Raw genomic sequence first — 26229 nt, forward strand, 5'->3', positions numbered from 1 at the left:
AATGTCTGACTATAAGTTAGCAGTATTGGCAGGCGATGGCATCGGACCTGAAGTCATGGTCGAAGCCAAAAAAGTATTAGCCGCAGTAAGCAAAAAATTCGACATTAACTTTGAGCTGAACGATTTTGATGTAGGTGGTATTGCTATCGATAACCACGGCCAAGCCTTACCACCAGAAACTCTTAAAGGGTGTGAAGAAGCCAACGCCATATTATTTGGTTCTATCGGTGGCCCTAAGTGGGACAGTCTGCCTTTAGAAGAAAGACCAGAACGTGCAGCTTTATTAGCCTTGCGTGGCCATTTTGATTTATTTAGTAATTTACGTCCAGCTAAGATTTATCCTGGTCTTGAAAACCTTTCACCTTTACGTGCAGACATTGCCGCTAGTGGCTTTGATGTATTAGTTATGCGTGAGTTAACCAGTGGCATTTATTTTGGGCAACCAAAAGGGTTAGAAGGCTCTGGCGAAGAAGAGTTTGCGTATGACACCATGCGTTACAGCCGTAAAGAGATCCGCCGTATCGCTATTACTGCATTTGAAGCTGCGATGAAGCGCAGCAAAAAGGTGACCTCAGTTGATAAAGCAAACGTGTTAGTTTGCAGTCGCCTATGGCGAGAAGTCACCGAAGAAGTCGCTAAAGATTATCCAGAAGTTGAGCTAGAGCATATCTATATTGATAATGCGACTATGCAACTCATTCGTGAGCCCAGCCAGTACGATGTGATGTTATGTTCAAACTTGTTTGGGGACATTATCTCTGACGAATGCGCAATGATTACAGGCTCTATGGGCTTACTTCCTTCAGCCAGTATTAATGGTGATGGCTACGGCATGTACGAACCAGCTGGCGGTTCAGCCCCAGATATCGCAGGCAAAGGCATAGCGAACCCAATTGCTCAAATCTTATCACTGTCAATGTTACTCCGTTATAGTTTGAACGAAGTTGCAGCTGCAGATGCTATTGACGCTGCAGTGCAGAAGACCTTAAGTGACGGCATATTAACGGGCGAATTATTAGCCCCAGAAAACCGCGACCAAGCTAAGAGCACCAGTGCCGTAGGCGATTACGTAGTGGCACAAATTGTATAAGCAATTCAATGCCTAATTAAAGTGTGGCCTTCCTATAAAAGGCCCTATAGTAACAAACAACCAAAAGAGTACGCATAATGGCGACAACCTTATACGACAAAATATGGCAAGACCATGCCATCGATAAAAACACCTCTTCAGCCGTCGGCAGTGAAGGACTAATGTATATCGACCGTCACTTAATTCATGAAGTGACCTCTCCTCAAGCCTTTGCAGGCCTTGATGACAAAAACAGAAAAGTACGCTGCCCGCAGCGCACCTTCGCCACTATGGATCACAGTATTTCTACCCGTTCATTAGCAATCGATGCTTGTGGTCCAACAAATCAGTTGCAACTACAAACCCTTGCTAATAACTGTCAGAAACACGGTATTTCTTTATTCCCTGTAGGTCACCAGAAGCAAGGTATTGTCCATGTTATGGGGCCTGAACTCGGCTTAATTCAGCCCGGCATGACGGTAGTGTGTGGTGATTCACACACAGCGACTCATGGTGCATTTGGCGCGCTCGCTTTTGGTATTGGTACATCACAAGTAGAGCATGTGTTTGCAACTCAAACCTTAAAACAAAGCAAAGCGAAAAGCATGCTAGTGAAGGTAAACGGTAGCCTACCTATTGGTATTACAGCTAAAGATATTATCTTAGCTATCATAGGTGCTATTGGTCACGCTGGCGCAACAGGCCACGTTATTGAATATAGCGGAGAAGCAATTTCAGCTTTGACCATGGAAGAACGAATGACAGTCTGCAACATGAGTATCGAAGCCGGTGCTAAAGCAGGGTTAATCGCACCAGACCAAACTACTTTTGATTACCTAGAAGGCCGTGAATACGCCCCTAAAGGTGATGACTGGACCCAAGCAGTTGCCTATTGGAAAGGCCTAGTCACTGATGAAGGCGCAAGCTTTGACTCGATTATTGAACTAAATGCAGCGGACATCACGCCACAAGTCACTTGGGGAACTAACCCAGGACAAGTTATAGGCGTGAACACACCTGTACCAGCGGTAGCTGACTTTAGCGACCCAATTGACCAAGACTCTGCAGTTAAAGCCCTTAAGTACATGGACTTAACTCCTGGTCAGAAACTATCGGACTTAGCTGTAAACAACGTATTTATAGGCTCTTGCACCAATGGCCGTATTGAAGATATGCGCGCTGCGGCTGCCATTGCCAAGCAAGGAAAAGTGGCTGAAGGTGTTACTGCAATTGTGGTACCTGGCTCAGTATCGGTTAAGCAACAAGCTGAACAAGAACAGTTAGATAAAATATTTATCGAAGCTGGGTTTGAATGGCGTTTACCTGGTTGTTCTATGTGCTTAGGTATGAATGACGACATTCTACAAAGTGGCGATCGTTGCGCATCAACTAGTAACCGTAACTTTGAAGGTCGTCAAGGCCGTGGTGCGCGTACTCACTTAGTTAGCCCTGCTATGGCAGCTGCTGCTGCATTGGCTGGCCATTTCGCTGACGTTCGCGACTATCAATAACCCAAGAGGATAGACTTATGACAACTCAAACCACTCCTGCTGGGATAAACATACACACAGGTACCGCAGCGCCATTAAATCAAGCGAATGTCGATACTGACCAAATTATCCCTAAGCAGTTTTTAACTGCTGTAACTCGCAGCGGTTATGGTAAACATTTATTCCATGATTGGCGTTATTTGGATTTACATGAGCAGGAATTAAACCCTGAATTTTCTTTAAATAAACCCGAGCACCAAGGCACGAGTATTTTACTAGTTCGTGAAAACTTTGGTTGTGGGTCAAGCCGTGAACATGCCCCTTGGGCCTTAGATGATTACGGTTTTAAGGTACTTATTGCCACGAGTTTTGCAGATATATTTTATGGCAATTGCATCAACAACCAATTACTGCCCGTTCAGCTTAAAAGTGAACAAATGGATATATTATTCTCATTAGTAAAACAAGACCCAACTACCAGTATTACAGTTAATTTAGAACAGCAAACTGTAGTTGTTGGAGATCACAGTTTTAGTTTTGAAATTGCAGAGCAACATAAAACTAATTTGTTAAAAGGCCTTGATGCTATAGGTCAAACCTTAGAGTTAGACGCGCAAATCAGTGCTTTTGAAAATAGTCGCCCCGCTTGGCAACAAGTTTAGCTATCATTGATTAAAGGTGACGCCAATATCGTCACCTTTAATAATTGATATTCCACTTTTCTTTAAAATTCGATAACTCACCACTTTGTTGCATCTCTAGAAATGCTTTTTGAAAAACAGTAATAATTTTAGGATCCGTATTTATATTAAAAGCTAATCCTAAATCAGTGCTGAGATCTTCAAAATTATACACAGGCGTAATATCGCTGAAAGCATACCCTTGAGCTCGTAACCTGTTCCGCATCACGCTTTCACCACTCGCGATAAAGTCGGCCCTGTGCTTGTATAACATACCCACCAACTGACTCTCAGAAGATACCCTCACAAGATTAGTAAAGCCCCGTTCAGTCAACATATCTTCTGGGTTCGTGTTTCGAATAACAACAAAGTGATAGGGAATTAACTCTTCTTGCTGCAAAAATTTATTAGGAAATCTGTCTTTCAAAGCCCAAACAAACTGTGGCTCACTGCTTAAAATACCAATCCAAGTGAAGTACTTCTGGCGACTTTTAGTACGAGCGATAGAAAAAATTAAAGTGTTTTTTTCTTCTTTCGCTATTTTAAGGGCGCGGCTCCAAGGTAAAGCACTAATGTCCGCAGTAAACTCTGTTTTATCGAATAAGGCCTCAACCACTTCTACAGCAAAACCACTCAATTGGCCGCTTTCAGTTTTGAGCTGGTAGTTTTGAAAATATTCAGTTACAACGTGTATTTTAGTATTCTCAGCATGGGCAACATTTGCCCCTAAGGCCATCATTAACAAGCGAGAAAAACCCCAAGTTAAACTAAAAATATATTTTAATGTGCACGTCAAAAAAGGCATTAATACTAACCTGAAATAATAACCGCCCACTCACTTACAACTTAAATAGGCCTATTTAAAACATTCTTGCTCTAGGCATTCGGTCTTCATAATTACAAACTGAAACTCAGTACAAGAAACGCTGGATACATGCTAAGAGATCACTTTTTAATATGAATGAGAATAATAAAAAGAAAATCAATAGCTTAAAACTATTCTAAAAATAAGTTTAGTTCAGCAGCCTAAATTTTAATAGTCTAACTTGCCACTTACTTTAATCAATAATGAGTACGAGAAAGGAAAAGTCAGAGGAGTTAGGTGCAAGGCACAGACTAGCAAAACTAGCTGCACCTTATATTAAAAAACAAAAGGTAAAGGTTACTGGGTTGGTAAGGTCACTTTCACCTGATATGTCTGTCCTGACTCAACATTATTAATACAATCACCATCAAGTAAGACTTCATTTACCCAAACCATTTGCTTGTTGCAGCTCTTTTCTCGAGTAAACTTAATATCGAAGGTTGCACCTCTAAAAACTCGGTTTATTTTAGCCGTTTCCCAATGACTCGGTAATTGTGGAGTTATTTTTAAACCTTGTTTACAACCAACAACTCCGAATAAGTTTTCAATTAAACAACGATAAAACCAAGAGATTGTACCTGTATTAAATAACTGGCTTGATTTACCGGCTTCTGCTGGGTATTGGTAATATGCACCGCGGTAATAATTGGGAATGAACAAAGGTAACTGACCTCTTTGCTGCATATCATCACTATTAGGTAACATATTTTTAAGCTCCTGAAAGGCTAAGTCATCTTCGCCTAAGGTATACAAGCTATAAATATAGAACGCATTAGCATGATTATATACAGAGCCATTTTCAGCGGTGCCAGCGAATTTTTGGGTGACCCGACCTACATCTTCTACCATTTGGGTATAACTGGGTGCCAGCATCATGCAACCATAGGGGGTTTCTAAATTTTCACTTATGGCACGCAACATTAAAGGCACTTGTTCGTTACTCGCAGCACCGCTTAAAAACGCCCAACTTTGTGGGTTAAGGAATAATTGGCCCTGCTCGTCTTTTTCAGTACCAAACACTCTGCCATCATCAGTTATACCACGAGCAAAACGGTCTCCTGCCCAGCAGTAGGCATTCACCTTTTGGTTCATTTCTTCAGCTTGGGTTAACAGTACTTTTGTATCTGCCGAATGCTCTGATAATGCGCTGTGCTCAATTTCAGCCCAGACATTAATGGCATATGCAGAAGCTAAAGTTAACCATGCAGAGACACCTTTGCCTTTGTAGCCCACCATATTCATAGGGTCACACCAATCACCTTGATTGATATAACTTAAGCCTCTTTCATCGCGACTTTTTGCTAACCATTGCATGGCTCGAATAATATGTTCAGCAACCGTCGCTTGTTCTTCGCCATCACTAAAACCAACCAATTCGTCTAACATGGCATAATCTGCGGTTTCATCTAAATAGGCTTTCAAGCATATGGGTAGCCATACGCAGTGGTCAGTATGGGGAACCTGATTGATATATTTAAGTTCAGCACCTTCGGCTATCAATACACCATCGGGCATTTCACCTGTTGCGGCTTGCTGACTCAAAGCTCGTATAAAGGCAGCACGACCGACCTCTGGCAAGATATAGGTCATGCCCATATTATCTTGTAAATAATTACGAGTTTGCGGATCTGTAGTTAAGCGGTTTACGTCTCCGTGATAATAAAGTTGTCTTGCTAACCAATGATTAACATATGCATCGAACTCTGCGTCAGGGGTTTCTACTTGCAAAACACCCCGCCCTTTTTGCAGATAACCTTGGTACTGGGTTGCAAAAGTATCAAAACTGTCAACCTGTAAAAGTGAGCTTCTATATTCGCTTACTTGTTGATGATCTTTCGCTGGGCCAAATAGTAAGTTGATTGTTTTTGTTTCAGCTTTACTTAGCAGCATATTGAACTGCATCACAGCAGTTGGAGTACAATAATTTGCTTCACTATTACTTAAACTTTTAGCAGAAATAGCACTAGGCTGATGCAGGCCGCCCTCGCCTTCAAAAATATGCTGACTGGTCTCCCAAGCATCAACTTTAACATCTGAAGTTAAAAAAGTGAGCTCATGTAAGCATTGGTTTTTAAAGTAGTCTTGCACCTTCTGATATGGCTCTATGCTTCTGCAAACGACTGCATTTAAGTCAACATTAAACAATCCAGACTGATTCATCCAAGAACGATATCCCACAGGAAAATATGGATAAACGCTAATGTCTCGCTCAACATCAGATAGATTTTCAACCTTAACCTGCCAACATTCCACAGCAGTTTCTGTAGGTAGACGTAAACATAAAGTCACTCTGATTTGCTTATATTCTGATACCCAGCTTATCTGATGAGGTTCAGGAATAAACTCAAAATGTGTTAATGGAGCACGTACCGGCTCATAAGGTGCAGAAAATATCGAACCGTCACCATTGTCTTTCACATATACGAAGCGACCAGGATGATGAGCGTAATAAGGTTGCTCTGGTTGCATAAAGGTTTTTGCTTCTAAGGCAGGACCAGAAACGTACTTTCCAGCCTCTGGTTGCATAAACTGTGCGATAGCATAGCCTCGACAATTTGCCTGAATTAGCATTTTTTTATTCCACAAAAATGCACTGGCGTTTGGTAATACAGTTGGGCTTTTTAAGCTATAACTTGCGCCGCCGTTATGGCACTCAAGTATTGATGGATCAATTACTGACACTGTCTACCTCTTGTGTTTCATTAAATTTAAGTTCTTTATGTAATGTTTCCATTTGGGCTTCATCTAAGGTATAAAAACGCACCACAAACACCGCTAATACAGCAAACCCAGCAGGAATAAGCGTCATGAGTAAAACTATACCTTGCTCTGAACCAGCATTCTGACTTTGGTTAGCTACATACCCTAACGCCCCTAACATCCAGCCAATCATGGCTCCGGCTAGAGCACCACCTAATTTTTGCGCAAACGCCGCAGCTGAAAAAACCATAGCCGTGGCACGCCTTCCGGTTTTCCACTGAGAGTAATCGGCCGTATCGGCGTACATAGAAAAAACCAAAGGCGACTTGGGACCAAGACACAGACCAATAGCCCCTTGTAAAGAATACATTAGCCAAATCTGGTCTTTGGGAACAAAATAAAACACGGTTGATAATATGGCGACTAAGGCCATTAGTAACATTAAGAGCTTTTTCTTATCCAAGAACTTAGTTAGTAAAGGCGTGCTGGCTGCACCAACAGCCAGAGAAATCATGTAAATAGTTAAAAAGGTACCAATTAACTCTTCACGATTTACATAATATTTGAAATAGAATGTCCCCACACTACCCCGTAATGAAATAGTCATCATGATCACCAAGGCCAAAGAAAATAACACGATCCAAGGTTTATTCGATAACAAGTCTTTGATGTCTTGAATAACAGGTGTTTGTTGCCCTACAGGCGGGCTGATACGCTCTTTGGTAGCAACAAAGGTAGCCACAAATAATGCTAAAGCCACAAAGCCGTACACAGTCATAGTGAGCTGCCAGCCTAAAGCTTCATTACCTTGACCTAACCACTCCACCAGCTTAGGAGTCATATAGGCCACTAAAGTCCCGCCAGAAAATGCCCCAATAAATCTAAAACTAGTTAAGGTAGTACGTTGCTGACTATCAGCAGTAACTACTCCTAACAAGGCACCGTAGGGCACATTGATAAAGGTATAAGCCAACATCATAAATATATAGGTGCAGTAAGCCCAAATAAGCTTACCGCCTTCATCTAAATCAGGCACGGTAAAGGTTAAAATACCAGCGGCTGCAATTGGGATAATGCCCCACAGTAAATAAGGTCTGAATTTACCAAAGCGAGTTTGAGTACGGTCGGCCATGGCCCCCATTATAGGGTCAGAAAAGGCATCAATGAGCCTAGTCACCAACATCATAGTACCAACAGCAGCGGGAGATAAACCAAAAACATCGGTATAAAAAATAAAGAGAAAAACATCAAACACACGCCAATAAAAATTAGAGGCTACATCCCCCATGGCATATCCAACTTTTTCAAAAATAGTAAGTTTTTGGTTTGAAGATTTATCGGTCATCAAGTACACCTTAATTAAACGTACAACTTTAAAACATAATAAACACAATGCTATTACATTAATGAAAACGTTTACAGTGTTATTTGATTTCTAAAATCAAAGAGAATAAAAGTTACAAGTTTTGCAGGTGTTGTTTATCTATGATTGATTTTTTACCGCTGGACTCCAGCAACTTGAGTCCATGATTAAATTCATCGATCCATTTTTGACCTTGTGGATGTTGTTTACTGATAACTAAATAAAGGGGGGTGTTGCCTAGCAACTCGTTAAATATCCTAATTGAATCTACTTTTTCATCAGAGATAATATTTATTCTCGCCGCATCAATATAGCCATTGGTTATCCCAGCATCACTCCAGCCTTTGTTCACATGCTTTACACATGCAAAGCCGTCTTTAGCTCTATTGATAATCATCTCAAATTTATCAAAAATAGCTTGTTCCACCGAGCCGATAGTATAGTCCAAAGGAAAACACAGCCGTTTACCTTTAAGTTGCTCTATGGATAAAAAGCCTGAATCTTTGGCGACATACATATGTATAGGTACGTAGTTTATTGGTTCAGAAAAAAGAAATTGCTCTGCACGTAGCTTTGAATAAACGAATGGAAACGCAGCCAGTACTTTTCTATCCTTGGTCCACTTTAAAGCTCGGTCCCAAGGTAGGACATCAAGCTGAATATCTAAACTTAGCTGCTTAAATGTATGCCTAACTATATCTACAGACCAACCCCCAGCAGATAAATCTTCATCTACAAACGGAGCATATCCTTTACCTGTTGCTAGCTTTACTGAACCTCTTTCAAAAAGCTCATCAGCATAGCTAACGGGTAACCATCCTAAAACAATTACCAGTACAGACATGGGAAGGAATATCGAAAATTTCATAGGAAAATTCATTCTTGGCCCTATTAAGTCCTTTATTTATGGGTCTTTTTATAAAACTCTAAAACGAAAAAACTTACTTAGCGAATAAGGCATCAACAACACATTTAGCTTAAGAAGCGAGCATTAAAGCAAGTAAAGTTAAAAATCACATACTATTAAATAATAAACAACCGCTAATGTGTATCATTAACTTAGCTCAAAAAAGAAAAACGAAATAAATCACCAATCAGTCAATGCATCCATTACAAATTTATGGCCTTCATAGCTTAAAACAACCTGCTGTGGAGAAATGCTAATAATTTCAACCGAGCCTTCTATCATATCTCCCTCAACCATTCTGGTTCCATTTACTCTGACCCAACGTTCAGCGTCATCAGAGGCGTACATATGAGCAGAAAATGACATATTGGGTAGCTCTGTCAATACCCACACAGGTAACTTATCTATTCTAGACACGCCATTATCAAGCTGAGCATTTTGTACTTCTGGATTTGGAGCATTTTCTCCGACTTCAGACACCGCCTCTCTAAATTTTGCTAACAGGTCTGCTGATATTGGCTGCTCTTCTGATGGTGTAGTCGTAGGCTCTGGAGCTAATTCAGGCGTAGCCTCTACAACTAAGTGTGTTTTATCAGAAGTTGGGGGGACAAATTTTTCATCCTCTTGTAGGAGTTGAGCCGAACTTTCTTGAACAGGTAAGGCCTGTGTAGAGATAACTTCATTTTCCCTATCCGCTGCTTCAGAAGATGACGAGTCACCTATTCTATTAACTTGTGGAGAAGCCGCTTCTGCCACTGACTTATCTAAGTTAGGCTCGATAACAGAGGTTGAAACAAACCACTGTTTAACCCCTTCATAATGAGATCCTGCCCACCCAAGCCCAAAGCCTCCAATAGCAATTAACACAGCTAAGCCGTATCGTTTAGTATAAAACAACCAAGCTGAAGGAATATCTTGCACTGAAGGTAGAAATAAGCTGCGATGGAATTGATCAGACAAGCCATCATCTATTCGTGTATTAGTAACGTGATTACTTTCAAGCATTTTCTGGGTAGCAGACTTGTTAACCTGTACAGGCTCTACTTCAACGGTTTGCTCTGGGTCTATTTCAACTTCTTGAATACCCATTTCAATCAAGCCTTGCACCATAGCTTGGCTACTTACTAAGCCCGTCTTTCTTATCCTCACAGGGCCATTTTGTTGAGTAACACGGATAATTACCATTCCAGGGGTTAGCGCTTGTATGTTAATTACCTTACCCATTTAGCGACCCTACCCAAAAACCTGCAGCCACAGAGGCTGCAAAAATTGCTAACAAGGTATACGTCCATGACTTACCTCGCCTTTGTTTAACAACATCAGCTCCTAAAATTTGCTCCGCTGCCACTACAAATATATGTTGTGGTACCGCGGGTAACTGTTTGGTGAATGTCAAAGTCAGTGCTCTGTCACACAAAAGATTGATCACTCTGGGAATACCGCCACTTATATGAAATGCAGTTTTGAGCGTGGCTTTTGAAAACACACTCACATCACCATTTGCCACACCTAGCCTATGGCCGATATATGCACCCACTTCAGCAGAGGTCAATGGCAATAAATGATAACGGGCAGTAATACGTTGAGCTAATTGCCGTAACTCATTACGCTTTAACAATTGCTGTAACTCTGGCTGCCCAATTAGCACCACTTTAAGAAGTTTTTCTCGATTGGTTTCTAAATTTGTTAGTAACCTTAACTGTTCTAACACCTCGGGCAATAGGTGCTGCGCCTCATCTACAATTAGTACGGTATTAATTCCCAACTCATGATTGCTGGCTAATTTATTTAAAATCTTGTCTGTAAAATACTTCAAACTAGCCCGTTTGCTTGAATATTCAATACCTAACTCATCACATATAGTGGCTAATAACTCTAAGGCTGATAGTGTTGGGTTTAAAATCATTGCCACTTGGGTGTTTTCAGGCAACTGTTGCATTAACTTGCGTGATACAGTGGTTTTTCCAGTACCTACCTCACCAGTTAACATCACAAATCCACCGCTTTCTCTTAACCCAAAAATCAAATGTGCCAAGGCTTCTTTATGCCTAGGGCTCATGTATAAATAATCAGGATTAGGAGCGATTGAGAAAGGATTATCAGATAATCCAAAATAGCTTAAGTACATAAGTTTGATAGATACTCGTGAGTTAAATAGCAGGTTAAAGTAACTGACGTAAACTAACCAGTTAGCTGGATATTGTCAAAGGCGCTGTGTTTTTTTAATTGTATTTTTCAACAAAGTTGGCTTCTGCAATGCAGTGCACTGAGGCATAATAGTTTGAATGAAAATTACGAACTTATTATGCAAACCTACCTAGTTGGCGGCGCTGTCCGCGATAAATTATTAGAACGCCCAATTAAAGATAAAGATTGGGTGGTGGTAGGCGCCACCCCAGAACAAATGTTACAACAAGGTTATGTGGCAGTAGGGGCCGATTTCCCCGTCTTTTTGCATCCTAAGAGTAAAGAAGAATACGCATTAGCGCGCATAGAAAGAAAAGTAGGTGCCGGTTACACAGGCTTTAGTTGTGACGCCTCAAGCAAAGTGACCTTAAAAGAAGATTTACTGCGCCGCGACCTCACCATCAATGCCATGGCCATGGACCAAGAAGGTCAAATTATCGACCCTTACCAAGGCCGACAAGATTTAGATAACAAAATATTACGCCATGTATCCGATGCCTTTATAGAAGATCCTTTAAGGGTACTACGGGTTGCTAGGTTCGCCGCCAGATATCATTACCTAGGGTTTACCATAGCCCCAGAAACTCTATCGTTAATGCAAACCATAGTGGCCAATGGCGAACTTAAAGCCCTGAGTGCAGAGCGAGTCTGGCAAGAAACCGCTAGGGCAATACTTGAAGATCACCCAGAAGTGTACTTTGAAAGTTTAAGAGCCTGTGGTGGATTAACCGAGTGGTTCCCAGAACTAGATGTATTATGGGGAATACCCAACCCCCCGAGATGGCACCCAGAGGTCGATACTGGCGTTCATATTATGATGGTTTTACAGCAAGTAACTCGGCTTTCAAAAACCTTATCTGTACGTTATGCGGCGTTAGTTCATGACTTAGGTAAAGGTTTAACGCCTTCAGAAAAATGGCCTTCTCACCGGGGGCACGAAAAGCTAGGCGTAGATGCTATTCGCACCTTAAGTTTACGCCTAAAAGTGCCCAATGAATGCCGAGATCTAGGCTTGATGGTAAGTGAATACCATACCCATGTGCATAAAGCTTATGAGCTTAAAGCCAGTACGATTTTAGCCATGTTAAACGCATGTGATGCTTGGCGTAAGCCAGAACGCTTTGCAGACTTTTTGTTAGCCTGCAAAGCTGATGCTAGAGGCAGAACCACCTTTGAGGACATCCCCTATGCAAATGCAGATTATATTTGGCAGGCATACTCTCGAGCCGCTAAGGTTGATATAAAAGCCATAGTTGCCAAAGGCTACAATGGCCCTGCCATTAAAGAACAAGTAAACCAAGAACGTATACGTATTATCAACGAACTTAAAAATAGCGACAACAAATAAGGATCCGCTCCATTATGCTTACACCCACGCAACTAGCCACTATGTTAACGTTACAAGGCAATATGAATGCAAAAGTAAACCCTGACTGGCTAAACGCCGGTTATGGATATTTACGAGCCGCTATGATTGAGTCAGTTGAAGGCATTGAGCATCATGGCTGGAAATGGTGGAAAGCACAGCAAAAAGACTTACCACAATTGCAAATGGAGTTAGTGGACATTTGGCATTTTGCACTGTCAGAAATACTCATTAGTTTTAAAGGCGACGTTCAGTTATCTGCCAATACCATAGCGGAGCAGCTCACATCAACTAAAACGACCGTGACCTTTGACGGTAAAGATTACGATTTCAGTACCTTGGATATTTTAGATAATTTAGAACTGATGACAGGTTTATGTGCAGCTAAACGCTTTGATGTACCACTATTTATCAAAATAGTAGAACAAGCTGAAATGGACTCAGACGAGTTGTACCGCCAATATGTGGGGAAAAACATTTTAAATTTTTTCCGCCAAGATCATGGCTACAAAGACGGCAGTTACATTAAGGTGTGGAATGGCCAAGAAGACAATGAACACTTAGTAGAGGTGTTGAATAGTTTGGATATCAGCTTAGCTGACTACAGCGACCAAGTTTATACTGGTCTCAGTGAGCGTTATCCTAGTTAAACCTAACCTTAGTTAAAAAAGTATTCCTATACGAATTGAAATTCATTCCTAAAAAACTGTACCTTGGTACAGTTTTTTAGTTTAAGACTAAGGCAGCAATGATTGTTTCGGCTACAATCCCCTCTAATTCCTGTGACTGCCTATACTTATACCTAGTAATGCATCCTAATTCAGACGCAGTATTCACTCCCTCCCTGCCAGCCAACTTACCACATTTTTTCTTACAAATAATTTGACCAAAACACCTATGCAAACCAAGCTGACTTAACCTAGGTTCTAGTTATCGTGATACAGTTTAGACTGGTGTTTTGCTCTGATAATAGGCCACCTCATAAAACTACAATAATGATTACAAGGGATAATACTATGCAGAACTTGTTTGAAAAGTTCGTCAATCTAAAAATGCTACGGGCAGTTATTACCTGTTCAGTAGTGTCTGCTACGCTACTGCCAACTTCAATATTGGCAGCCAGTGATACTAAAACACCTTCTAAGCGATTTACCGCAGAACGTGTATTCGATATGGAATACGCAAAAGACCCGAAAATTTCTCCAGACGGTAAAACCATTGTTTATTTGCGTCAAAGCATGGATAAAACCACCGACAAAGACGCAGGTAAATTATGGATATTAGATATTAAATCAGGTCAAAATCGACCTCTAATTGCAGACCAATACGCCTCCTCTCCAGTGTGGTCTCCCGATGGAAAAAGCTTAGTATTTACCAGCTATCATAATGGTACACCTGAACTAAAGCGTGTTTTTATTGATACGGGCATAAGCTACTCATTGGCTCAATTATTTGCCGGTGCATCTGGGATAGTTTGGTCACCAGATGGCAGTCACTTAGCCTTTAATATGTTTGTAGAAGCAAAGAAAACCTCATTTGCTAACCCACTAAAACAACCCAAAGGCGCACAGTGGAATAAACCTTTCAATGTAATAGATGAACTCACTTTTCGTTTTGATGGCGCAGGCTACCTACCAGAAGGCGCAAATCAAACCTTTACACTCCCTGTAAATGGCGGAACCCCAAGACAAATAACCTTTGAAGAATCCGGACTATCAAATCCAGAATGGCTCGACAATCAAAACCTGCTAGTCACTGGAAATCTAGCTGAGGACGGGTACCTAGATTTCATCGAAAGTGAAATTTATAAACTAGATTTGAGCACGCTAGATATCACGGCATTAACCAGTAGAGATGGGCCGGACCACACCCCCCTAGTTTCACCAAATGGCAAAACTATCGCGTTTTTAGGCTATGACGATAAAGTCTTGTCTTATCAACAGACAGACTTGTATGTAATGGATGCAGATGGTAGCAATGTTAAACCATTGGCTGCAGACTTTGCTGGTAGCATAGGTCAAACACTTTGGGCCCCTGATGGTAAAAGCTTATTAGTTTTATCAGAAGACCATGGTGTATTAAGTCTGTTTAATATTAGTTTAAAAGGCAAAATCACCAAGCTCATCACCAATATAGGTGGTACATCAATTGGCCGCCCCTACGCAGCGGGTAGCTTTTCAGTTAGCCACAATAAAAAGCCTTTGGTTGCCTATACCGCCGGCTTTAGCGATCGCCCCGCTGAAGTCGGTGTTGCCACTATAAAAGGTAAAGATCAACAAATACTCACTGCGCTGAATGACGATGTACTGCCCTACTTAGATATGGCACCGGTAGAAGAAATTAAAGTTAAATCTTCCCACGATGGGTTAGAGATAGAAGCTTGGGTGGCTTTTCCTCCTGACTTTAAAGCAGATGGAAGCTACCCTATGATTTTGGAGATTCATGGCGGACCTTATGCCATGTATGGGCCTTTCTTTGCTAGCGAAATACAACGTTATGCAGCTGAAGGCTATGTAACAGTTTGGGTTAATCCTAGAGGCTCAACTGGTTATGGTGAAGACTTTGCACTAAGTATAGATTTAGCCTATCCAGGGTACGACTACGATGATCTTATGACAGTAGTCGATGAAGTAGTAGCTAAAAAATATGCAGATCCAGAACGCTTGTTTGTTACAGGTGGCTCAGGAGGCGGAATATTAACAGCTTGGATAACCACCAAAACCAAACGCTTTGCCGCAGCTGCCTCCATAAAACCAGTGATTAACTGGATGACTATGGCATTAGCAGCAGATATTGGTCAGTTTGTTAGAAGACATTGGGTACGAGCAGACCCTTGGTCTGAGCCTGAGGTATATTTAAAGCGCTCTCCCATCAGTTATGTAGATAAAGTCACCACGCCTACTTTGTTGATGGTGGGTGAAGAAGACTACCGAACTCCAGCATGGGAAGCTGAGCAATTTTACACAGCATTAAAGATGTTAAAGGTAGATACGGCGTTAATACGGGTACCCAGTGCACCCCATTACATAGCCTCTCGCCCCAGTCGTTTGGTCAGCAAAACCGATAACATTATGGGTTGGTTTGCCAAATACGACCCAGCGAAACAAGAATCTAGTGACTCTGAGTAATTATTCTATTTTAAAGGGCATCATTAATCGGTGCCCTTTCTTATTTAACCCTAGTTTTTGCGTTATAGTTAAAACATAAAATGAATGCATTTATCCATCATTCATTATGGTGAAAATTGTAATTTTAGCGCTGATTATCGAAGCTAATTATGGCTTAATAACGTCCAAAATTTAGAAGTACTAACCTTATGAAAAACCTCCTGATAAACTTCCACCTTTGCACTGCATTAAGTTTAATTTTGTGCTTACTGGTGTTTAGCCAAAAGATCAATGCAGAAGTTCAGACCCAGTTGCAAAACCGCCTCACTCAAATGGCGCAGCAAGCCTTAGAAGTAACCCAGCAAAGCGCCACAGATAACCAAGTGCTACAGCAATTACAAACGGATATATTGAATCTGCACACCCAAACTCTTGAAGAAATCGTTTCTCTTCACGGCTGGCCTAGCCAATCCTTAGTAGGCAGCCAAGGGGTAAATGCAGCTGTGACTATAGTGAAGTATTCTGAAGACTTAGATTTTCAACAAAACATGCTGCCACTTATTATTCAATCTTATATGAACGGCCAAGGGGTAACAGGGCAAAGTGTCGCTGATATCACAGACTTAGTGGCGATTAGAAAAGGGCAAAAGCAAGTGTTTGGCACTCAATACCAGATTACACAGGGCAAGCTTGTTTTTAGCCCTATTGAGAATGTCGACTCCTTAGACCAATTAAGGGCTGAGTTGAACCTACCGCCATTCGCAGAGTTTAAAAAGCAGCTGGAGTTAACCGAGTTACCTTAAAAATTAAAACTTTGTGGTAAATACCCTCCTACAGCTTGAGTTGGCACTAACCCATTAGGTTTGCTTGTCCATACTACCAAGGCATATTTTTTAGCTGTAGCAGATAGTTTAGGATATTGAATGACATGCTGAACGCTGTGCATTTTTTGCTGCTGATAACCTAGTACCATAAAATTATCACGCAAGGTCCTGTGGGCGTTTTCACCGGCTTTAACTTGGGTTTCAACATCAAAACCTAAAACTGCAACATGGATACGCCCCTCTTCTGCTTTCCTTGGATCAATATAATCATAATTGACCCTCACCCTTTCTTGCTCCGCGCTTACAGTTAAAGTGATATTAGATGTTCGTTCAAGTTTACTTGTGTCTATGGCATTGCCAGTAAACCATCCTTTCCACTCATGGCCATTTACCACAAACCCTGGGGTATATACCGAATTTATTAACCCAGCACTCTTAAAGCTCCTTTGCCTGTTTGAAAACTCAGCAGATGAAAACGGGTCTTTCCAACCAATGTAATCCCAATAATCCACATGAAAAACAATAGGTATGAACTTACTCCACAAATCAGGAGACTCAGTAAAACTATTCACCCACTTTTGAGCTGGAGGACAGCTACTGCAACCTTGTGAAGAATATAGCTCTAACAATAGAGGGCGCTGTGAAGAAGACGTAAACTCAATTTTTTCAAAGCTATGGGCAGTAAAACTAGAAAAAAGCACTAGCATTACCCAGATAAATTGGCGCAAAGCCACGCCCTCAGTTCCACTAACTATCAAAAAATAATTATTCATGTTTAACCATCAAAAAGCGAAATCATCAACTAACTATAAGACCCAAATATCACAGTATCATCACAACAAAAATCACATTTTCATGTCATTGTGGGCAGGTAAACAAGCAGGTGAAAACCAAATATTAGCCATGTTCATGCCAGATTCAGTGAACTTATCTGCAGTCTTTACCTCGAAAGACCATAAAGATAAAATGATATTCAAGATTAACCTGTGAGTAAGTAATGAAAAACATGCAAGGTGTGAAATTAGTGGCAACCATAGCCGTAATAACGGTTTTAACTAGCTCTTGTGCCTTTTTTGGACATAAGGGCTCTGGCCATAAAAACGAGCGTCACGAACGTCAGTACGCCCAGTCCTTCAATACTTCCCAATCTAAAGGTTAAAGTAGCCTACAGACTTTAGTTGTCAGACGTTAACGAGAGCGTTTTAGCAAATAAACGAGGGTCATGGAGTTTGGATAACATAGCCGGAGTGGGTAAGCAGTCAGGGTCAACATAGTCTGCAAAATCAGCGGTAGCATCAAAAACCAAAATATCCCATGCTAGGCGGTCTAACCCGTATAAACCACGATGAATCATATCTGCAGAAAACACCAATACGTCCCCAGCTGCAAGAGGAATGCTTGTAGCACCGGGTAAACTATCATTACTGCGTCTGCCATTTTCCTCTTCGCGGACATCTAGCTCTTCTTGGGTATCCCAACGTTTGTGAGTACCAGGTATTAACTCCATCCCTAATTCATCGAACAAAGGCACTCGCAAGTGCACCACTTGGGTTTCTGCAATCGCCTTTTTTTGACCTGCAAGATCGTGATCATATTGACAATCTCGATGCCAAAAATCCTTTAACTCAGGATTTACCGGATTGAAAAACAATTGGGTATTCATAAAAGCAGCATGAGTTGGGATCAAAGACTCAATGACACTCATCATTTTTGGTGAACTAATAAAATTAAACAGCTTAACCCTGTCTTTAGCATCAAGGTATTGGCTACCAGTTATCAAAGAGGAATTAAACGCCACTTCTTTATAAAATTCAGGATTGTCTTGTTTCCATCCTTCATGAAACATTAAGATAACCTCTCTGAGTGCAGACATTTCAGCAGCAGTGAAATAACCACGAATAACAAAGTATCCCAGCTCTTCGTATTGGGTAGCCCATTGATTTTGGTCGCTATGCATTACCTAAGCACCACATCAGTGTGTAAAAACCGGTTACTGAACATGTATTTCGCCTGTCTCGTCATTTATAAACCCATGGCAAATATACCCAACTAACAATCTAGGCTTTTTGTTTAAATATAAAAAGTGCTCAAAACCAACAGAAAAAGCAAACGGGTTGGCATTGTAGTCTGCGTAATACTGGTCTCGACCTAAGCGAGCTTCGTTCACCCCCGAAGCAAACCCGCTTAAAAAATCATCTCGGTTATTTATAATAAGACAGCTTAACCCATCAGTATCGTCTACCAGCTCTAACAAACCAGCATCAATAAATTTATTTACCACAACTTGATTGAAATACCCGGTGTACTGCTCGGTTTCTATATCATAAGTAACGGGGGTACCTTCACTTTGTGCTTCCATCATAGACGTAAAAAGTTCACGGACTTTTTTAGAAATCATATGTTTACGTATGCCTTCATTAATATTTTTTGCAGGGTTTGGGGTGAGTTGATGCCTTAAAGAATAAGCACCTAATGATATGATACTGCTTAATATGAAGGAACTAATTTAACTGCAAAAATAATCAATAAATAACGTAAGCAAATACTATTTTGTTTTACACATTCAGCTATATAATAAGTGTTCACTACTGACTAGTAGTGTAAAAACAACCTTTAAAGGAACCAAAATGAACAAACAAAAAAAGCAATTAGCAAAAGCTAATAATAAAACCGACTTGGGGCGAGGAGAAATTAAAGATAATTTTTTGGCGGCTTTAGTCACATCTAAAGTTTACAAGATGCAAGTTGTCAAACCTAAAAAAGGTAAAGGCTCTTACCAACGTAAAGCTAAAAATGTAAGACAAGAGTCTTATTTAATAGCTGCTTAAAGCATGGCTTGTAGCAGTGATTAAATAAGGTTTTTATCTTTGTATTTTACCATTAGACACATCAACTAGGCTGAAACCGCATGGCTAAGCCTAATAAAAAAGCCCCTAGCTCCTCAGTCGATATCTATTGTAGCCAATGCAAAACTCAACTTTTTAAATATCGTAAAGGCGGCAAAGGTGCCTTAGCGAAATGCTTTAAAGAACGAATAACCAAAGACTTTACCAGTACCCCCTGTACTTGCCCAAATTGTCATGCCACTTTTGCCAGAGATACCCTTATACGGGGCACCCCGGCTTTTAAAATCATTGGCGGTAAAATATTTAGCAAATAAAGCCTAGCGACCTCTCCTACAAAAGGTCACAACTTAAACCCTTGAAATTCTGAGCTTTTAAGGTCAACATCAAAGATTGTCTTGCCAATTTAACCAAAACCTAAGGAATCACAATGCGGTATCTAGTTCTCAAGATAATTGCGATAACTCTCTTTTTAACTGGGTGTGGGTCAACCACCATTCAATCTACTCAAATATCATCCAGTAGTGAGCTACCTATAGGTAATGGCGTAGTCGCAGTGCAGGTCATCAACAATACAGACAGACTAGCCTCATTGCACAAAGGCTGGACAGAAATTATCGTTATTCGCACCGATAACATGGATGAACTCAAACAAATCGCCATTGATGCAGCCAAAGCTAAGGCTGCATCCAAAGGTAAAGCGTTTGACCCAGACAAAGTGGACTGGGATCCCGAAATATACTCCTTAGCACCCAATAATATGGGCGTGATTGATAGCCAGTTGTTTGTGGGAAGCATGCCAGAAGGCACATATATGATTTCTAGCTTGTACAGCTTTTTTTCAAATGGCGACCTAAGTTCATGGTTATCCATGCCTGTGTACCAAGCGGCAGGCAATTTTGAGGTCAAAGAGAATAGGTTTACAAATTTGGGAAGCTTAGTATTTCAACCCCTTTTAAACGTAAAAGAAAAATCTTTTTGGAGTAACCGCTCTTCTCAGAAGGCCTATGTCACACGCCTAAATGACACCCAAGATTTTACTCGCTTTATCCTTAGTCACTACCCTAACTTAAGTGAGAACATTAATTTTGAAGATACGCTCAGCTGGACCGCTGATGATCTAGATACACTTAGGCAGAAGCTAGGTGAGCTTTCAAGAGAAAACGCTTACGGAGAAAGGGCATCTTATCTAAACACAGGAGCTATGGGAGCCATTGCCGCTAGGTTTGGTCAATTGAAAATTTTACAAGAAGATGGAGAGTGGCTCCAAAATGACCTCCCCACCAATGGTCAACTATCATCCGTCATTGAGCTTGGTAATACGATTGCTGTAGGCAGTGAACGAGGATTGATTTTTGTAAAAGAAAGCCAAGCCAAAGATTGGACAGAATTACAACCGGTAGCTGCTAAAGAAGCAATAGTTTGGTTTGGACAAGGTGTAAATAAACACTATGCCTTGACTAGTGAAGCCATGGACTATCACGTATACGAGTTTGAATCACTCACCACTCCTTGGAAACATGTGGGTAATTTTAAAAAGAAAAACAAGAATGATTGGTTAGTACAAAACGGCGGCTTATTTCCTTGGATCAAAGCAGACGGTTCTTTAAGAGTTATAAATGACAACAAAGTATATGACTACAGCAGTGCAACAGGCGCCTGGAATTCCACTAAAACGAATTCTTTGGTAAAACTTGAGAAGCTTAGAAGTGGAGCCTTAGTAGGCCTTGAAGTGAGTCAGTGGGACGGTGTAGGCGATCAAGTTTATAGCCTAGATGATGGACAGACCTGGCATGACATAAACCGTAACTTAAAATTGTTCGGTGATGCTAAAAGTGACATTAGCTTACCGACTATTCTAGCCGACAACACGATAGTGACGGTGGCAAGGGTAAGAAAGAACAGCACAAAATCTAGCGAGTTAAAAATTGTAACTGCTGCCGCGGCGGACACGGTTAGCAAGAATGATTGGCAGGCTCACGGGCTAACCCAAGATACCTGTCACACCTTACTTCCCATGCTCACTTATCAACAAACCTTGTTCTTTTTATGTGACAAAGGTGAAGTGATAAGTACCAAAGATTTCGGAGAAACGTGGCAAACTGAATTTGATATCGACCTAGATGACATGCAGAAAAAGTTTCAAGCCATGCTCGAAGTGATGAAAGAACAAGAGAGCGAAAGTGAAGTTGAATAAAGCAAATGCTATCAAGTCAAAGATCAAATATTTGCGACTTAACAGTGATTTTTAAAAGCACAAAAGAAAGAGGCTGAGTAACCTAACGGTAGCTCAGCCTCCAGATATTCAATTTAACTTAAAGTACATAACCTTGTACTTGATTGAGTTCGGCTCAAATTTTAAGCTTTAACACTTAAATAACCAATTTCAGGTTAAGTATCTTGTTATGTAGATTTAACTTAAAGGGCGATAACTTTGTTAGCGCATGGACCTTTTTGACCTTGGCCAACTTCAAACTCAACAGCTTGACCATCGGCTAAAGTAGCGTATCCGCCACCAGCTTGGATCTCTGAATGATGTACGAACAAATCTTTGCCGCCATCTTCTGGAGTTATAAAACCAAAACCTTTGTCAGCGTTAAACCACTTAACTGTACCTTTACTCATATTAATTTCTTCTTTAATCGGTGAATTTTAATGACTAAACTCGTTATCACCATTACGAGCTCAGTTTTTTGAATCACAAATAACAGACTTTATAACTTAGCCAAATCTTTATTTTTTAAGACCCAGTGGTTACAAATTTAGGAAATACATCACTAAATGTCCGTTCAAGTGCGAAGAGACTAACAGATTAAGTACGCAGCTAACAGGATAACTCGTCATTCAAGGCAAACTAACTAAGAAATACATCAAATAAACAAGAATCAGCCAAGATATCGCTCAAAAGGTGTCGTTCAACTGCTGGTTGCTAGAGAGCGTCGAAACAGCAGCAGGCTTCCCCCAAAAAATAAGCCCCCTAGACCCACCATAGTCACCAACTGCGGCCAGATAATACTGAAGTCGGCACCACGAAACACAACCGCTTGAGAAAACGAAACGAAATGTCGTGACGGGAGAAACCAGGTGACCGGTTGGATTAATTGGGGCTGGCTTTCAATGGGCGACATTCCTCCCGATAAGGTCATCAAAGGTATGATTACCATCATAACCAACAAACCAAATTGCGCCATGGTACTGGCTATGGTCCCTAAAAATATACCAATAGCGGCAGCCGCAAATAAATATAAAGAGGTACCTATCAGCAGCAATAGGCTCGAGCCCGCCAAAGGCACATCAAGTGCCCATCCAACAATAAAGTACAAGGAGACCCTGTAAGCTATTAGAATAACCAGGCCATTAGCCCATACTTTAGCCATAACAATTTGAAACGCGGTTAAAGGCATCACCATTAAATGCTCTATGGTGCCGTGCTCTCGCTCACGCAACAATGCAGAACCAGTTAAAATAATGGTGATGATAGATATTTGATTAATCAAGGCATTAATAGCCCCAAACCACATGCCGGTCGCATTCGGGTTAAAGGCAAACCGCTTAACTAATTCTACCGAACTTTGGGCGCTGTTATCTGTGCGATTAACGAATAGATTCACTTCTTTGGTCACAATACTTTGAATATAACTGCTACCAAGACTGGCCTGTGAAACAGCGGTTGCATCCACATTAATTTGTACCTTTGGCTGGCGCCCTTCACGAATATCACGTTCAAAGTTTGGGGGGATTTCAACCACAAACATAAATTGACTTTGGTCCATTGCAGCATTGACTTGATCCGCTGATATCAACTCAGGCACGTTAAAATAAGGCGGATACAGGGCATTAGCAATAATGCCTGACAAAGCAGAATGATCTTCATCTACAATAGCAATCGAAGCATTATTGACGGTTTCACTGGTCGCAGTAGCTTGACCATAAATGGCTAAGGTAAATGAGTAAATAATCAAAATCACCATGCCTTTATCACTCATGATACTGCGCAGCTCTTTGGTACCTAACCAAAAAATGTTCAACCACGTTTTTAACATTTAAGCCTCCTGCTTCTTTAAAAACATGGTGGCTATTGTGACTAAGATAGGCCCCATAATGGCGAGAATGATTAAGTCGTAGCTCAACTCATAAAAGCTTAAGCCTTTAGTGAAAGCCGCCACACTTAAATGTAAATAGTAAGTCGCAGGCCAAATTGTACCTATAAAGTAAGCCCCTCCCTCTAATGTAGAAATAGGCTGTAATAATCCAGAGAAAGAGATAGTCGGCATAGCGGTGAGGATGGTTGTCGCAAATACGGCAGCCACTTGCGACTTAGTGATTGAAGACATTAACAACCCAAAGCCAGTAGCAGCAAATACATACAAAAAAGCCCCTAACGTCAAACCGACTAAGCTGCCTTTGATAGGCACCTGCAATACAAACACCACTAACAAAGTTAAAATAAAGAAATTAGCCAAACCTATACCCAGATAGGGTAACTGCTTACCTAACAAAAACTCTAAAGGTCGAGTTGGCGCCACATAAAAATTAGTAATGGTGCCAATTTCTTTTTCTCTGGCAATACTCACTGCCATCAAAATAGCTGGAAACATTAATAGCAATAAAGCTGGGGTTTTGGGGCCAAAAGAATAAATAGACTCAAAAGAAGGGTTGTAAACAAAACGAGGCTGTAATGAAACCTTCAGGGCTGCACTTGCATCAATACCAGCATCAGTTGCAAGCTGCGTTAAATATCTGGCATGACTTCCTTCCACATAGCCTTCAATGGTGCCAGAACGTAAGGTATTGGCTCCATCTATCCAAACGGACACGACAGGCGTATGGCCATTTTTTAAGTCTCGCCCAAAGCCCGACGGTATCTCAATGGCCAAGGAAATGTCATTGGCTTTTAAGCGGCGCTCAACCTCATCGACACTATGTAATTCATCTTGTTCCAAAAAATAATACGAACCAGAAAAGTGACTTAAATACTGGCGACTCTCAGGGGATTGGTCATTATCTAATGCAGCAAACCTCAGGTCTTCTACATCTAATGAAATACCATAGGCTACAACGAGTAATAAAATAGCACTTCCGAAAAAGGCAAAGGCGATACGCACAGGGTCTCGCATCACTTCCATCACCTCTAAATAACTATAAGCCAAAAGACGAGTCAAACTAAAACCTTGCACAGCCTCTTTAGGTGACGAAAGTGTGGCCAGGTTTGAGTTAATTACTGGCTCTATATCTTCAGGTTTAGAGGCTGTAGTTGTCTCCTGCTTTTCTGGCTTTTGTTGTTGGACTTGGCTGGCATCTTCTAAGTAATGAATAAAGGCCTGCTCTAATGAATCCGCTTGTTTCGTTTCAATAATTTGTTGCGGTGTATCGTAGACCAGTACCTGACCTGCATGCATTAACGAAATACGATCACAGCGCATTGCCTCATTCATAAAATGGGTCGAGATGAAAATGGTGACCTTATCTTTACGAGACAGCTCGATAAGTAATTCCCAAAAACCGTCACGAGCCACAGGGTCAACACCCGAGGTAGGCTCATCAAGAATTAACATTTCTGGCTCGTGGATCACAGCGACTGCTAATGATAAACGTTGCCGTATACCTAAAGGCAGCGCATCTGCCTTTTCATCTATTTGCGCCTTTAAGTCAAATCGTTCAACTAAACTTGCTATACGTTCTTGGCACTTTTGAGAACTCATATGAAACAAACGCCCATGTAACTCTAGGTTTTGTTTAATAGTAAGTTCTCCGTATAAAGAGAATGCTTGGGTCATAAACCCAACACGTTTACGGGTTTCTAAATCATTCGCATCTAATGGCTTACCAAATAACTTAGCCTCCCCCTCAGACAAAGGTAACAAACCAGTTAGCATTTTCATTGTGGTTGTTTTACCGCAACCGTTAGACCCTAAAAATCCAAATATTTCACCTGCTTGTATTTCAAAACTTACATTATTCACAGCAATAAATTCGTCAAAACGCCGAGTCATTCCTTTGGCAACTATGGCTGGAACCCCATTACTTTTTGCTAATGGCGGAATAGTTAATGAATGACTATCACCACGCTTACTTTTAGGTAAAAGCTTAACAAAGGCACTTTCAAGGTTATCTGTGGCAGTTTTGGTTTTTAATTCCTGGGGGCTACCTGTATCTAAAACTTGCCCTGCATCCATAGCCACTAACCAATCAAAACCGTCAGCTTCATCCATGTAAGCAGTTGATACAATCACACTTAAATTGGGTTTTTCTTGACGGATAGAATCAATTAATTGCCAGAATTGACGGCGTGATAATGGGTCAACCCCAGTGGTAGGCTCATCTAAAATAAGTAAATCAGGGTCGTGGATAAGTGAACAACATAAACCAAGTTTTTGTTTCATGCCCCCGGATAGCTTGCCCGCTGGGCGTGGTAAAAAAGGATACAAACCCGTGGCTTTAGTTAGACGTTCAATTCGCTCTTTACGTTCTTGTGAATTTTGACCAAACAGTTTTCCAAAAAAATCGAGGTTTTCATTTACACTGAGGTCTGCATACAGGTTTTTACCTAACCCTTGAGGCATATAGGAAATTTTAGGCCTCACGTGCTCTCGATGTTTCAGCGATGCCATGTCTCCGCCCAAAACCTCTAAGCTACCTTTTTGAAGCTTACGAGCGCCAGAGATAAGGCCAAGCAAGGTAGACTTACCTACACCATCAGGCCCAAGTAAACCTATCATTAACCCTCTTGGTATAGATAAGCTAATGTCATCAAGAGCCTGAACCTTCTTATAAACATGAGAAAGGCCTTTAATACACACAAGAGGTTGCTTGTCATCAGCCATATGC

The 26229-nt window shown here is 41.0% G+C and carries 24 protein-coding genes; 12 read left to right on the top strand and 12 right to left on the bottom strand.

The genetic code is table 11. From position 1 onward, the window contains the following. Position 1: 1 nt before the first annotated feature. The 3 genes from leuB (at position 2) to leuD (ending at position 3221) form a co-directional block, all read left to right on the top strand. Entirely contained in the window at positions 2 to 1090 is a 1089-nt protein-coding gene (leuB, locus tag EOK74_RS04975) for a 3-isopropylmalate dehydrogenase (RefSeq protein WP_133468823.1), read from the top strand. Positions 1091 to 1167: 77 nt separating this feature from the next. Continuing rightward, positions 1168 to 2580: a 3-isopropylmalate dehydratase large subunit gene (gene leuC / locus EOK74_RS04980; RefSeq protein ID WP_133468824.1), complete on the top strand. Its 1413-nt coding sequence runs from the start codon at positions 1168 to 1170 to the stop codon at positions 2578 to 2580. Positions 2581 to 2597: 17 nt separating this feature from the next. Then, complete coding sequence (leuD, locus tag EOK74_RS04985; RefSeq protein ID WP_133468825.1) at positions 2598 to 3221, top strand: 3-isopropylmalate dehydratase small subunit; 624 nt, start codon at positions 2598 to 2600, stop codon at positions 3219 to 3221. A gap of 37 nt (positions 3222 to 3258) precedes the next feature. Here the strand turns inward: leuD and EOK74_RS04990 are convergent, their stop codons facing one another. The 6 genes from EOK74_RS04990 to EOK74_RS05015 all read right to left on the bottom strand — a co-directional run bounded on the left by EOK74_RS04990 (position 3259) and on the right by EOK74_RS05015 (position 11202). Beyond that, entirely contained in the window at positions 3259 to 4044 is a 786-nt protein-coding gene (locus tag EOK74_RS04990; protein ID WP_133468826.1) for a substrate-binding periplasmic protein, read from the bottom strand. A gap of 357 nt (positions 4045 to 4401) precedes the next feature. Next, entirely contained in the window at positions 4402 to 6786 is a 2385-nt protein-coding gene (locus EOK74_RS04995; RefSeq protein ID WP_239024018.1) for a GH36-type glycosyl hydrolase domain-containing protein, read from the bottom strand. Continuing rightward, positions 6773 to 8149, bottom strand: a complete 1377-nt coding sequence (locus tag EOK74_RS05000) for an MFS transporter (protein WP_133468827.1) — start codon at positions 8147 to 8149, stop codon at positions 6773 to 6775. Before EOK74_RS05000 ends, EOK74_RS04995 begins: the two co-directional genes overlap by 14 nt. A 112-nt stretch (positions 8150 to 8261) precedes the next feature. Then, positions 8262 to 9047: a substrate-binding periplasmic protein gene (locus EOK74_RS05005; protein ID WP_133468828.1), complete on the bottom strand. Its 786-nt coding sequence runs from the start codon at positions 9045 to 9047 to the stop codon at positions 8262 to 8264. A 207-nt stretch (positions 9048 to 9254) separates the two neighbouring features. Then, complete coding sequence (locus EOK74_RS05010; RefSeq protein WP_133468829.1) at positions 9255 to 10298, bottom strand: general secretion pathway protein GspB; 1044 nt, start codon at positions 10296 to 10298, stop codon at positions 9255 to 9257. After that, entirely contained in the window at positions 10291 to 11202 is a 912-nt protein-coding gene (locus tag EOK74_RS05015) for an ExeA family protein (protein WP_133468830.1), read from the bottom strand. The genes EOK74_RS05010 and EOK74_RS05015 overlap by 8 nt, the downstream gene beginning before the upstream one ends. Positions 11203 to 11379: 177 nt before the next feature. On the opposite strand from EOK74_RS05015, the gene EOK74_RS05020 reads away from it, so the two are divergent. From EOK74_RS05020 to EOK74_RS05035, 4 genes are all read left to right on the top strand, one after another. After that, positions 11380 to 12609 (top strand): multifunctional CCA addition/repair protein, encoded by a 1230-nt coding sequence (locus EOK74_RS05020; protein WP_133468871.1) that lies wholly within the window; start codon positions 11380 to 11382, stop codon positions 12607 to 12609. A 14-nt stretch (positions 12610 to 12623) separates the two neighbouring features. Further along, a complete protein-coding gene (locus EOK74_RS05025) occupies positions 12624 to 13277 on the top strand; it encodes a dUTP diphosphatase (RefSeq protein WP_133468831.1) in 654 nt (217 codons plus the stop codon). A gap of 366 nt (positions 13278 to 13643) precedes the next feature. Then, positions 13644 to 15755, top strand: coding sequence for a S9 family peptidase (locus EOK74_RS05030; RefSeq protein ID WP_239024019.1), 2112 nt, complete (start codon positions 13644 to 13646; stop codon positions 15753 to 15755). Between the two features lie 188 nt (positions 15756 to 15943). Then, the gene (locus EOK74_RS05035; RefSeq protein WP_133468833.1) at positions 15944 to 16537 is read left to right on the top strand and encodes a DUF6624 domain-containing protein; all 594 of its coding nucleotides are present in this window, start codon (positions 15944 to 15946) and stop codon (positions 16535 to 16537) included. Here the strand turns inward: EOK74_RS05035 and EOK74_RS05040 are convergent. Continuing rightward, the gene (locus tag EOK74_RS05040; protein ID WP_133468834.1) at positions 16534 to 17331 is read right to left on the bottom strand and encodes a DUF1223 domain-containing protein; all 798 of its coding nucleotides are present in this window, start codon (positions 17329 to 17331) and stop codon (positions 16534 to 16536) included. The two genes, EOK74_RS05035 and EOK74_RS05040, sit on opposite strands and share 4 nt — an antisense overlap. Between EOK74_RS05040 and EOK74_RS05045 the strand changes: the two genes are divergently transcribed. Both EOK74_RS05045 and EOK74_RS20810 read left to right on the top strand, forming a co-directional pair. Further along, positions 17330 to 17548, top strand: a complete 219-nt coding sequence (locus tag EOK74_RS05045) for a hypothetical protein (protein ID WP_133468835.1) — start codon at positions 17330 to 17332, stop codon at positions 17546 to 17548. The two genes, EOK74_RS05040 and EOK74_RS05045, sit on opposite strands and share 2 nt — an antisense overlap. A 7-nt stretch (positions 17549 to 17555) precedes the next feature. Then, positions 17556 to 17717 carry a hypothetical protein gene (locus tag EOK74_RS20810; protein WP_166638718.1) on the top strand — a complete coding sequence of 54 codons (162 nt, stop codon included), beginning with the start codon at positions 17556 to 17558 and terminating at the stop codon, positions 17715 to 17717. Positions 17718 to 17732: 15 nt separating this feature from the next. Here EOK74_RS20810 and EOK74_RS05050 read toward each other — a convergent pair whose 3' ends face one another. Both EOK74_RS05050 and EOK74_RS05055 read right to left on the bottom strand, forming a co-directional pair. After that, positions 17733 to 18515, bottom strand: coding sequence for a phytanoyl-CoA dioxygenase family protein (locus EOK74_RS05050; protein WP_133468836.1), 783 nt, complete (start codon positions 18513 to 18515; stop codon positions 17733 to 17735). A gap of 33 nt (positions 18516 to 18548) precedes the next feature. Continuing rightward, entirely contained in the window at positions 18549 to 18956 is a 408-nt protein-coding gene (locus EOK74_RS05055; RefSeq protein ID WP_133468837.1) for a hypothetical protein, read from the bottom strand. A gap of 229 nt (positions 18957 to 19185) precedes the next feature. Here EOK74_RS05055 and arfA point away from each other — a divergent pair, with 229 nt between their 5' ends. The 3 genes from arfA (at position 19186) to EOK74_RS05070 (ending at position 21598) form a co-directional block, all read left to right on the top strand. Next, positions 19186 to 19386, top strand: a complete 201-nt coding sequence (arfA, locus tag EOK74_RS05060) for an alternative ribosome rescue factor ArfA (protein ID WP_133468838.1) — start codon at positions 19186 to 19188, stop codon at positions 19384 to 19386. A gap of 80 nt (positions 19387 to 19466) precedes the next feature. Further along, positions 19467 to 19718 (top strand): hypothetical protein, encoded by a 252-nt coding sequence (locus EOK74_RS05065; protein WP_133468839.1) that lies wholly within the window; start codon positions 19467 to 19469, stop codon positions 19716 to 19718. Positions 19719 to 19831: 113 nt separating this feature from the next. Further along, positions 19832 to 21598: a hypothetical protein gene (locus EOK74_RS05070; RefSeq protein ID WP_133468840.1), complete on the top strand. Its 1767-nt coding sequence runs from the start codon at positions 19832 to 19834 to the stop codon at positions 21596 to 21598. A 221-nt stretch (positions 21599 to 21819) separates the two neighbouring features. Here EOK74_RS05070 and EOK74_RS05075 read toward each other — a convergent pair whose 3' ends face one another. The 3 genes from EOK74_RS05075 to rbbA form a co-directional block, all read right to left on the bottom strand. Continuing rightward, positions 21820 to 22026: a cold-shock protein gene (locus EOK74_RS05075; RefSeq protein ID WP_133468841.1), complete on the bottom strand. Its 207-nt coding sequence runs from the start codon at positions 22024 to 22026 to the stop codon at positions 21820 to 21822. Positions 22027 to 22316: 290 nt separating this feature from the next. Then, positions 22317 to 23444 (bottom strand): ABC transporter permease, encoded by a 1128-nt coding sequence (locus tag EOK74_RS05080; protein WP_133468842.1) that lies wholly within the window; start codon positions 23442 to 23444, stop codon positions 22317 to 22319. Beyond that, a complete protein-coding gene (gene rbbA, locus EOK74_RS05085) occupies positions 23445 to 26225 on the bottom strand; it encodes a ribosome-associated ATPase/putative transporter RbbA (RefSeq protein ID WP_133468843.1) in 2781 nt (926 codons plus the stop codon). It lies immediately after the preceding gene. Positions 26226 to 26229 lie beyond the last annotated feature (4 nt).

This window comes from Paraglaciecola marina, assembly GCF_004360155.1.
Classification (GTDB): domain Bacteria; phylum Pseudomonadota; class Gammaproteobacteria; order Enterobacterales; family Alteromonadaceae; genus Paraglaciecola; species Paraglaciecola marina.

Excerpts from the sequence above, each read along its gene's own strand:
- EOK74_RS05050 (WP_133468836.1), bottom strand. The coding sequence starts at position 18,515 with ATGCATAGCGACCAAAATCAATGGGCTACCCAATACGAAGAGCTGGGA.
- EOK74_RS05000 (WP_133468827.1), bottom strand. The coding sequence starts at position 8,149 with ATGACCGATAAATCTTCAAACCAAAAACTTACTATTTTTGAAAAAGTT.
- EOK74_RS20810 (WP_166638718.1), top strand. The coding sequence starts at position 17,556 with ATGAAAAACATGCAAGGTGTGAAATTAGTGGCAACCATAGCCGTAATA.
- EOK74_RS05030 (WP_239024019.1), top strand. The coding sequence starts at position 13,644 with ATGCAGAACTTGTTTGAAAAGTTCGTCAATCTAAAAATGCTACGGGCA.
- leuB (WP_133468823.1), top strand. The coding sequence starts at position 2 with ATGTCTGACTATAAGTTAGCAGTATTGGCAGGCGATGGCATCGGACCT.
- EOK74_RS05020 (WP_133468871.1), top strand. The coding sequence starts at position 11,380 with ATGCAAACCTACCTAGTTGGCGGCGCTGTCCGCGATAAATTATTAGAA.
- leuC (WP_133468824.1), top strand. The coding sequence starts at position 1,168 with ATGGCGACAACCTTATACGACAAAATATGGCAAGACCATGCCATCGAT.
- EOK74_RS05075 (WP_133468841.1), bottom strand. The coding sequence starts at position 22,026 with ATGAGTAAAGGTACAGTTAAGTGGTTTAACGCTGACAAAGGTTTTGGT.
- EOK74_RS05040 (WP_133468834.1), bottom strand. The coding sequence starts at position 17,331 with ATGAATAATTATTTTTTGATAGTTAGTGGAACTGAGGGCGTGGCTTTG.
- EOK74_RS05015 (WP_133468830.1), bottom strand. The coding sequence starts at position 11,202 with ATGTACTTAAGCTATTTTGGATTATCTGATAATCCTTTCTCAATCGCT.
- EOK74_RS05025 (WP_133468831.1), top strand. The coding sequence starts at position 12,624 with ATGCTTACACCCACGCAACTAGCCACTATGTTAACGTTACAAGGCAAT.
- EOK74_RS05070 (WP_133468840.1), top strand. The coding sequence starts at position 19,832 with ATGCGGTATCTAGTTCTCAAGATAATTGCGATAACTCTCTTTTTAACT.
- EOK74_RS05010 (WP_133468829.1), bottom strand. The coding sequence starts at position 10,298 with ATGGGTAAGGTAATTAACATACAAGCGCTAACCCCTGGAATGGTAATT.
- EOK74_RS05045 (WP_133468835.1), top strand. The coding sequence starts at position 17,330 with ATGTTTAACCATCAAAAAGCGAAATCATCAACTAACTATAAGACCCAA.
- arfA (WP_133468838.1), top strand. The coding sequence starts at position 19,186 with ATGAACAAACAAAAAAAGCAATTAGCAAAAGCTAATAATAAAACCGAC.
- EOK74_RS05080 (WP_133468842.1), bottom strand. The coding sequence starts at position 23,444 with ATGTTAAAAACGTGGTTGAACATTTTTTGGTTAGGTACCAAAGAGCTG.
- EOK74_RS05055 (WP_133468837.1), bottom strand. The coding sequence starts at position 18,956 with ATGATTTCTAAAAAAGTCCGTGAACTTTTTACGTCTATGATGGAAGCA.
- EOK74_RS05005 (WP_133468828.1), bottom strand. The coding sequence starts at position 9,047 with ATGAATTTTCCTATGAAATTTTCGATATTCCTTCCCATGTCTGTACTG.
- rbbA (WP_133468843.1), bottom strand. The coding sequence starts at position 26,225 with ATGGCTGATGACAAGCAACCTCTTGTGTGTATTAAAGGCCTTTCTCAT.
- EOK74_RS04990 (WP_133468826.1), bottom strand. The coding sequence starts at position 4,044 with ATGCCTTTTTTGACGTGCACATTAAAATATATTTTTAGTTTAACTTGG.
- leuD (WP_133468825.1), top strand. The coding sequence starts at position 2,598 with ATGACAACTCAAACCACTCCTGCTGGGATAAACATACACACAGGTACC.
- EOK74_RS05035 (WP_133468833.1), top strand. The coding sequence starts at position 15,944 with ATGAAAAACCTCCTGATAAACTTCCACCTTTGCACTGCATTAAGTTTA.
- EOK74_RS05065 (WP_133468839.1), top strand. The coding sequence starts at position 19,467 with ATGGCTAAGCCTAATAAAAAAGCCCCTAGCTCCTCAGTCGATATCTAT.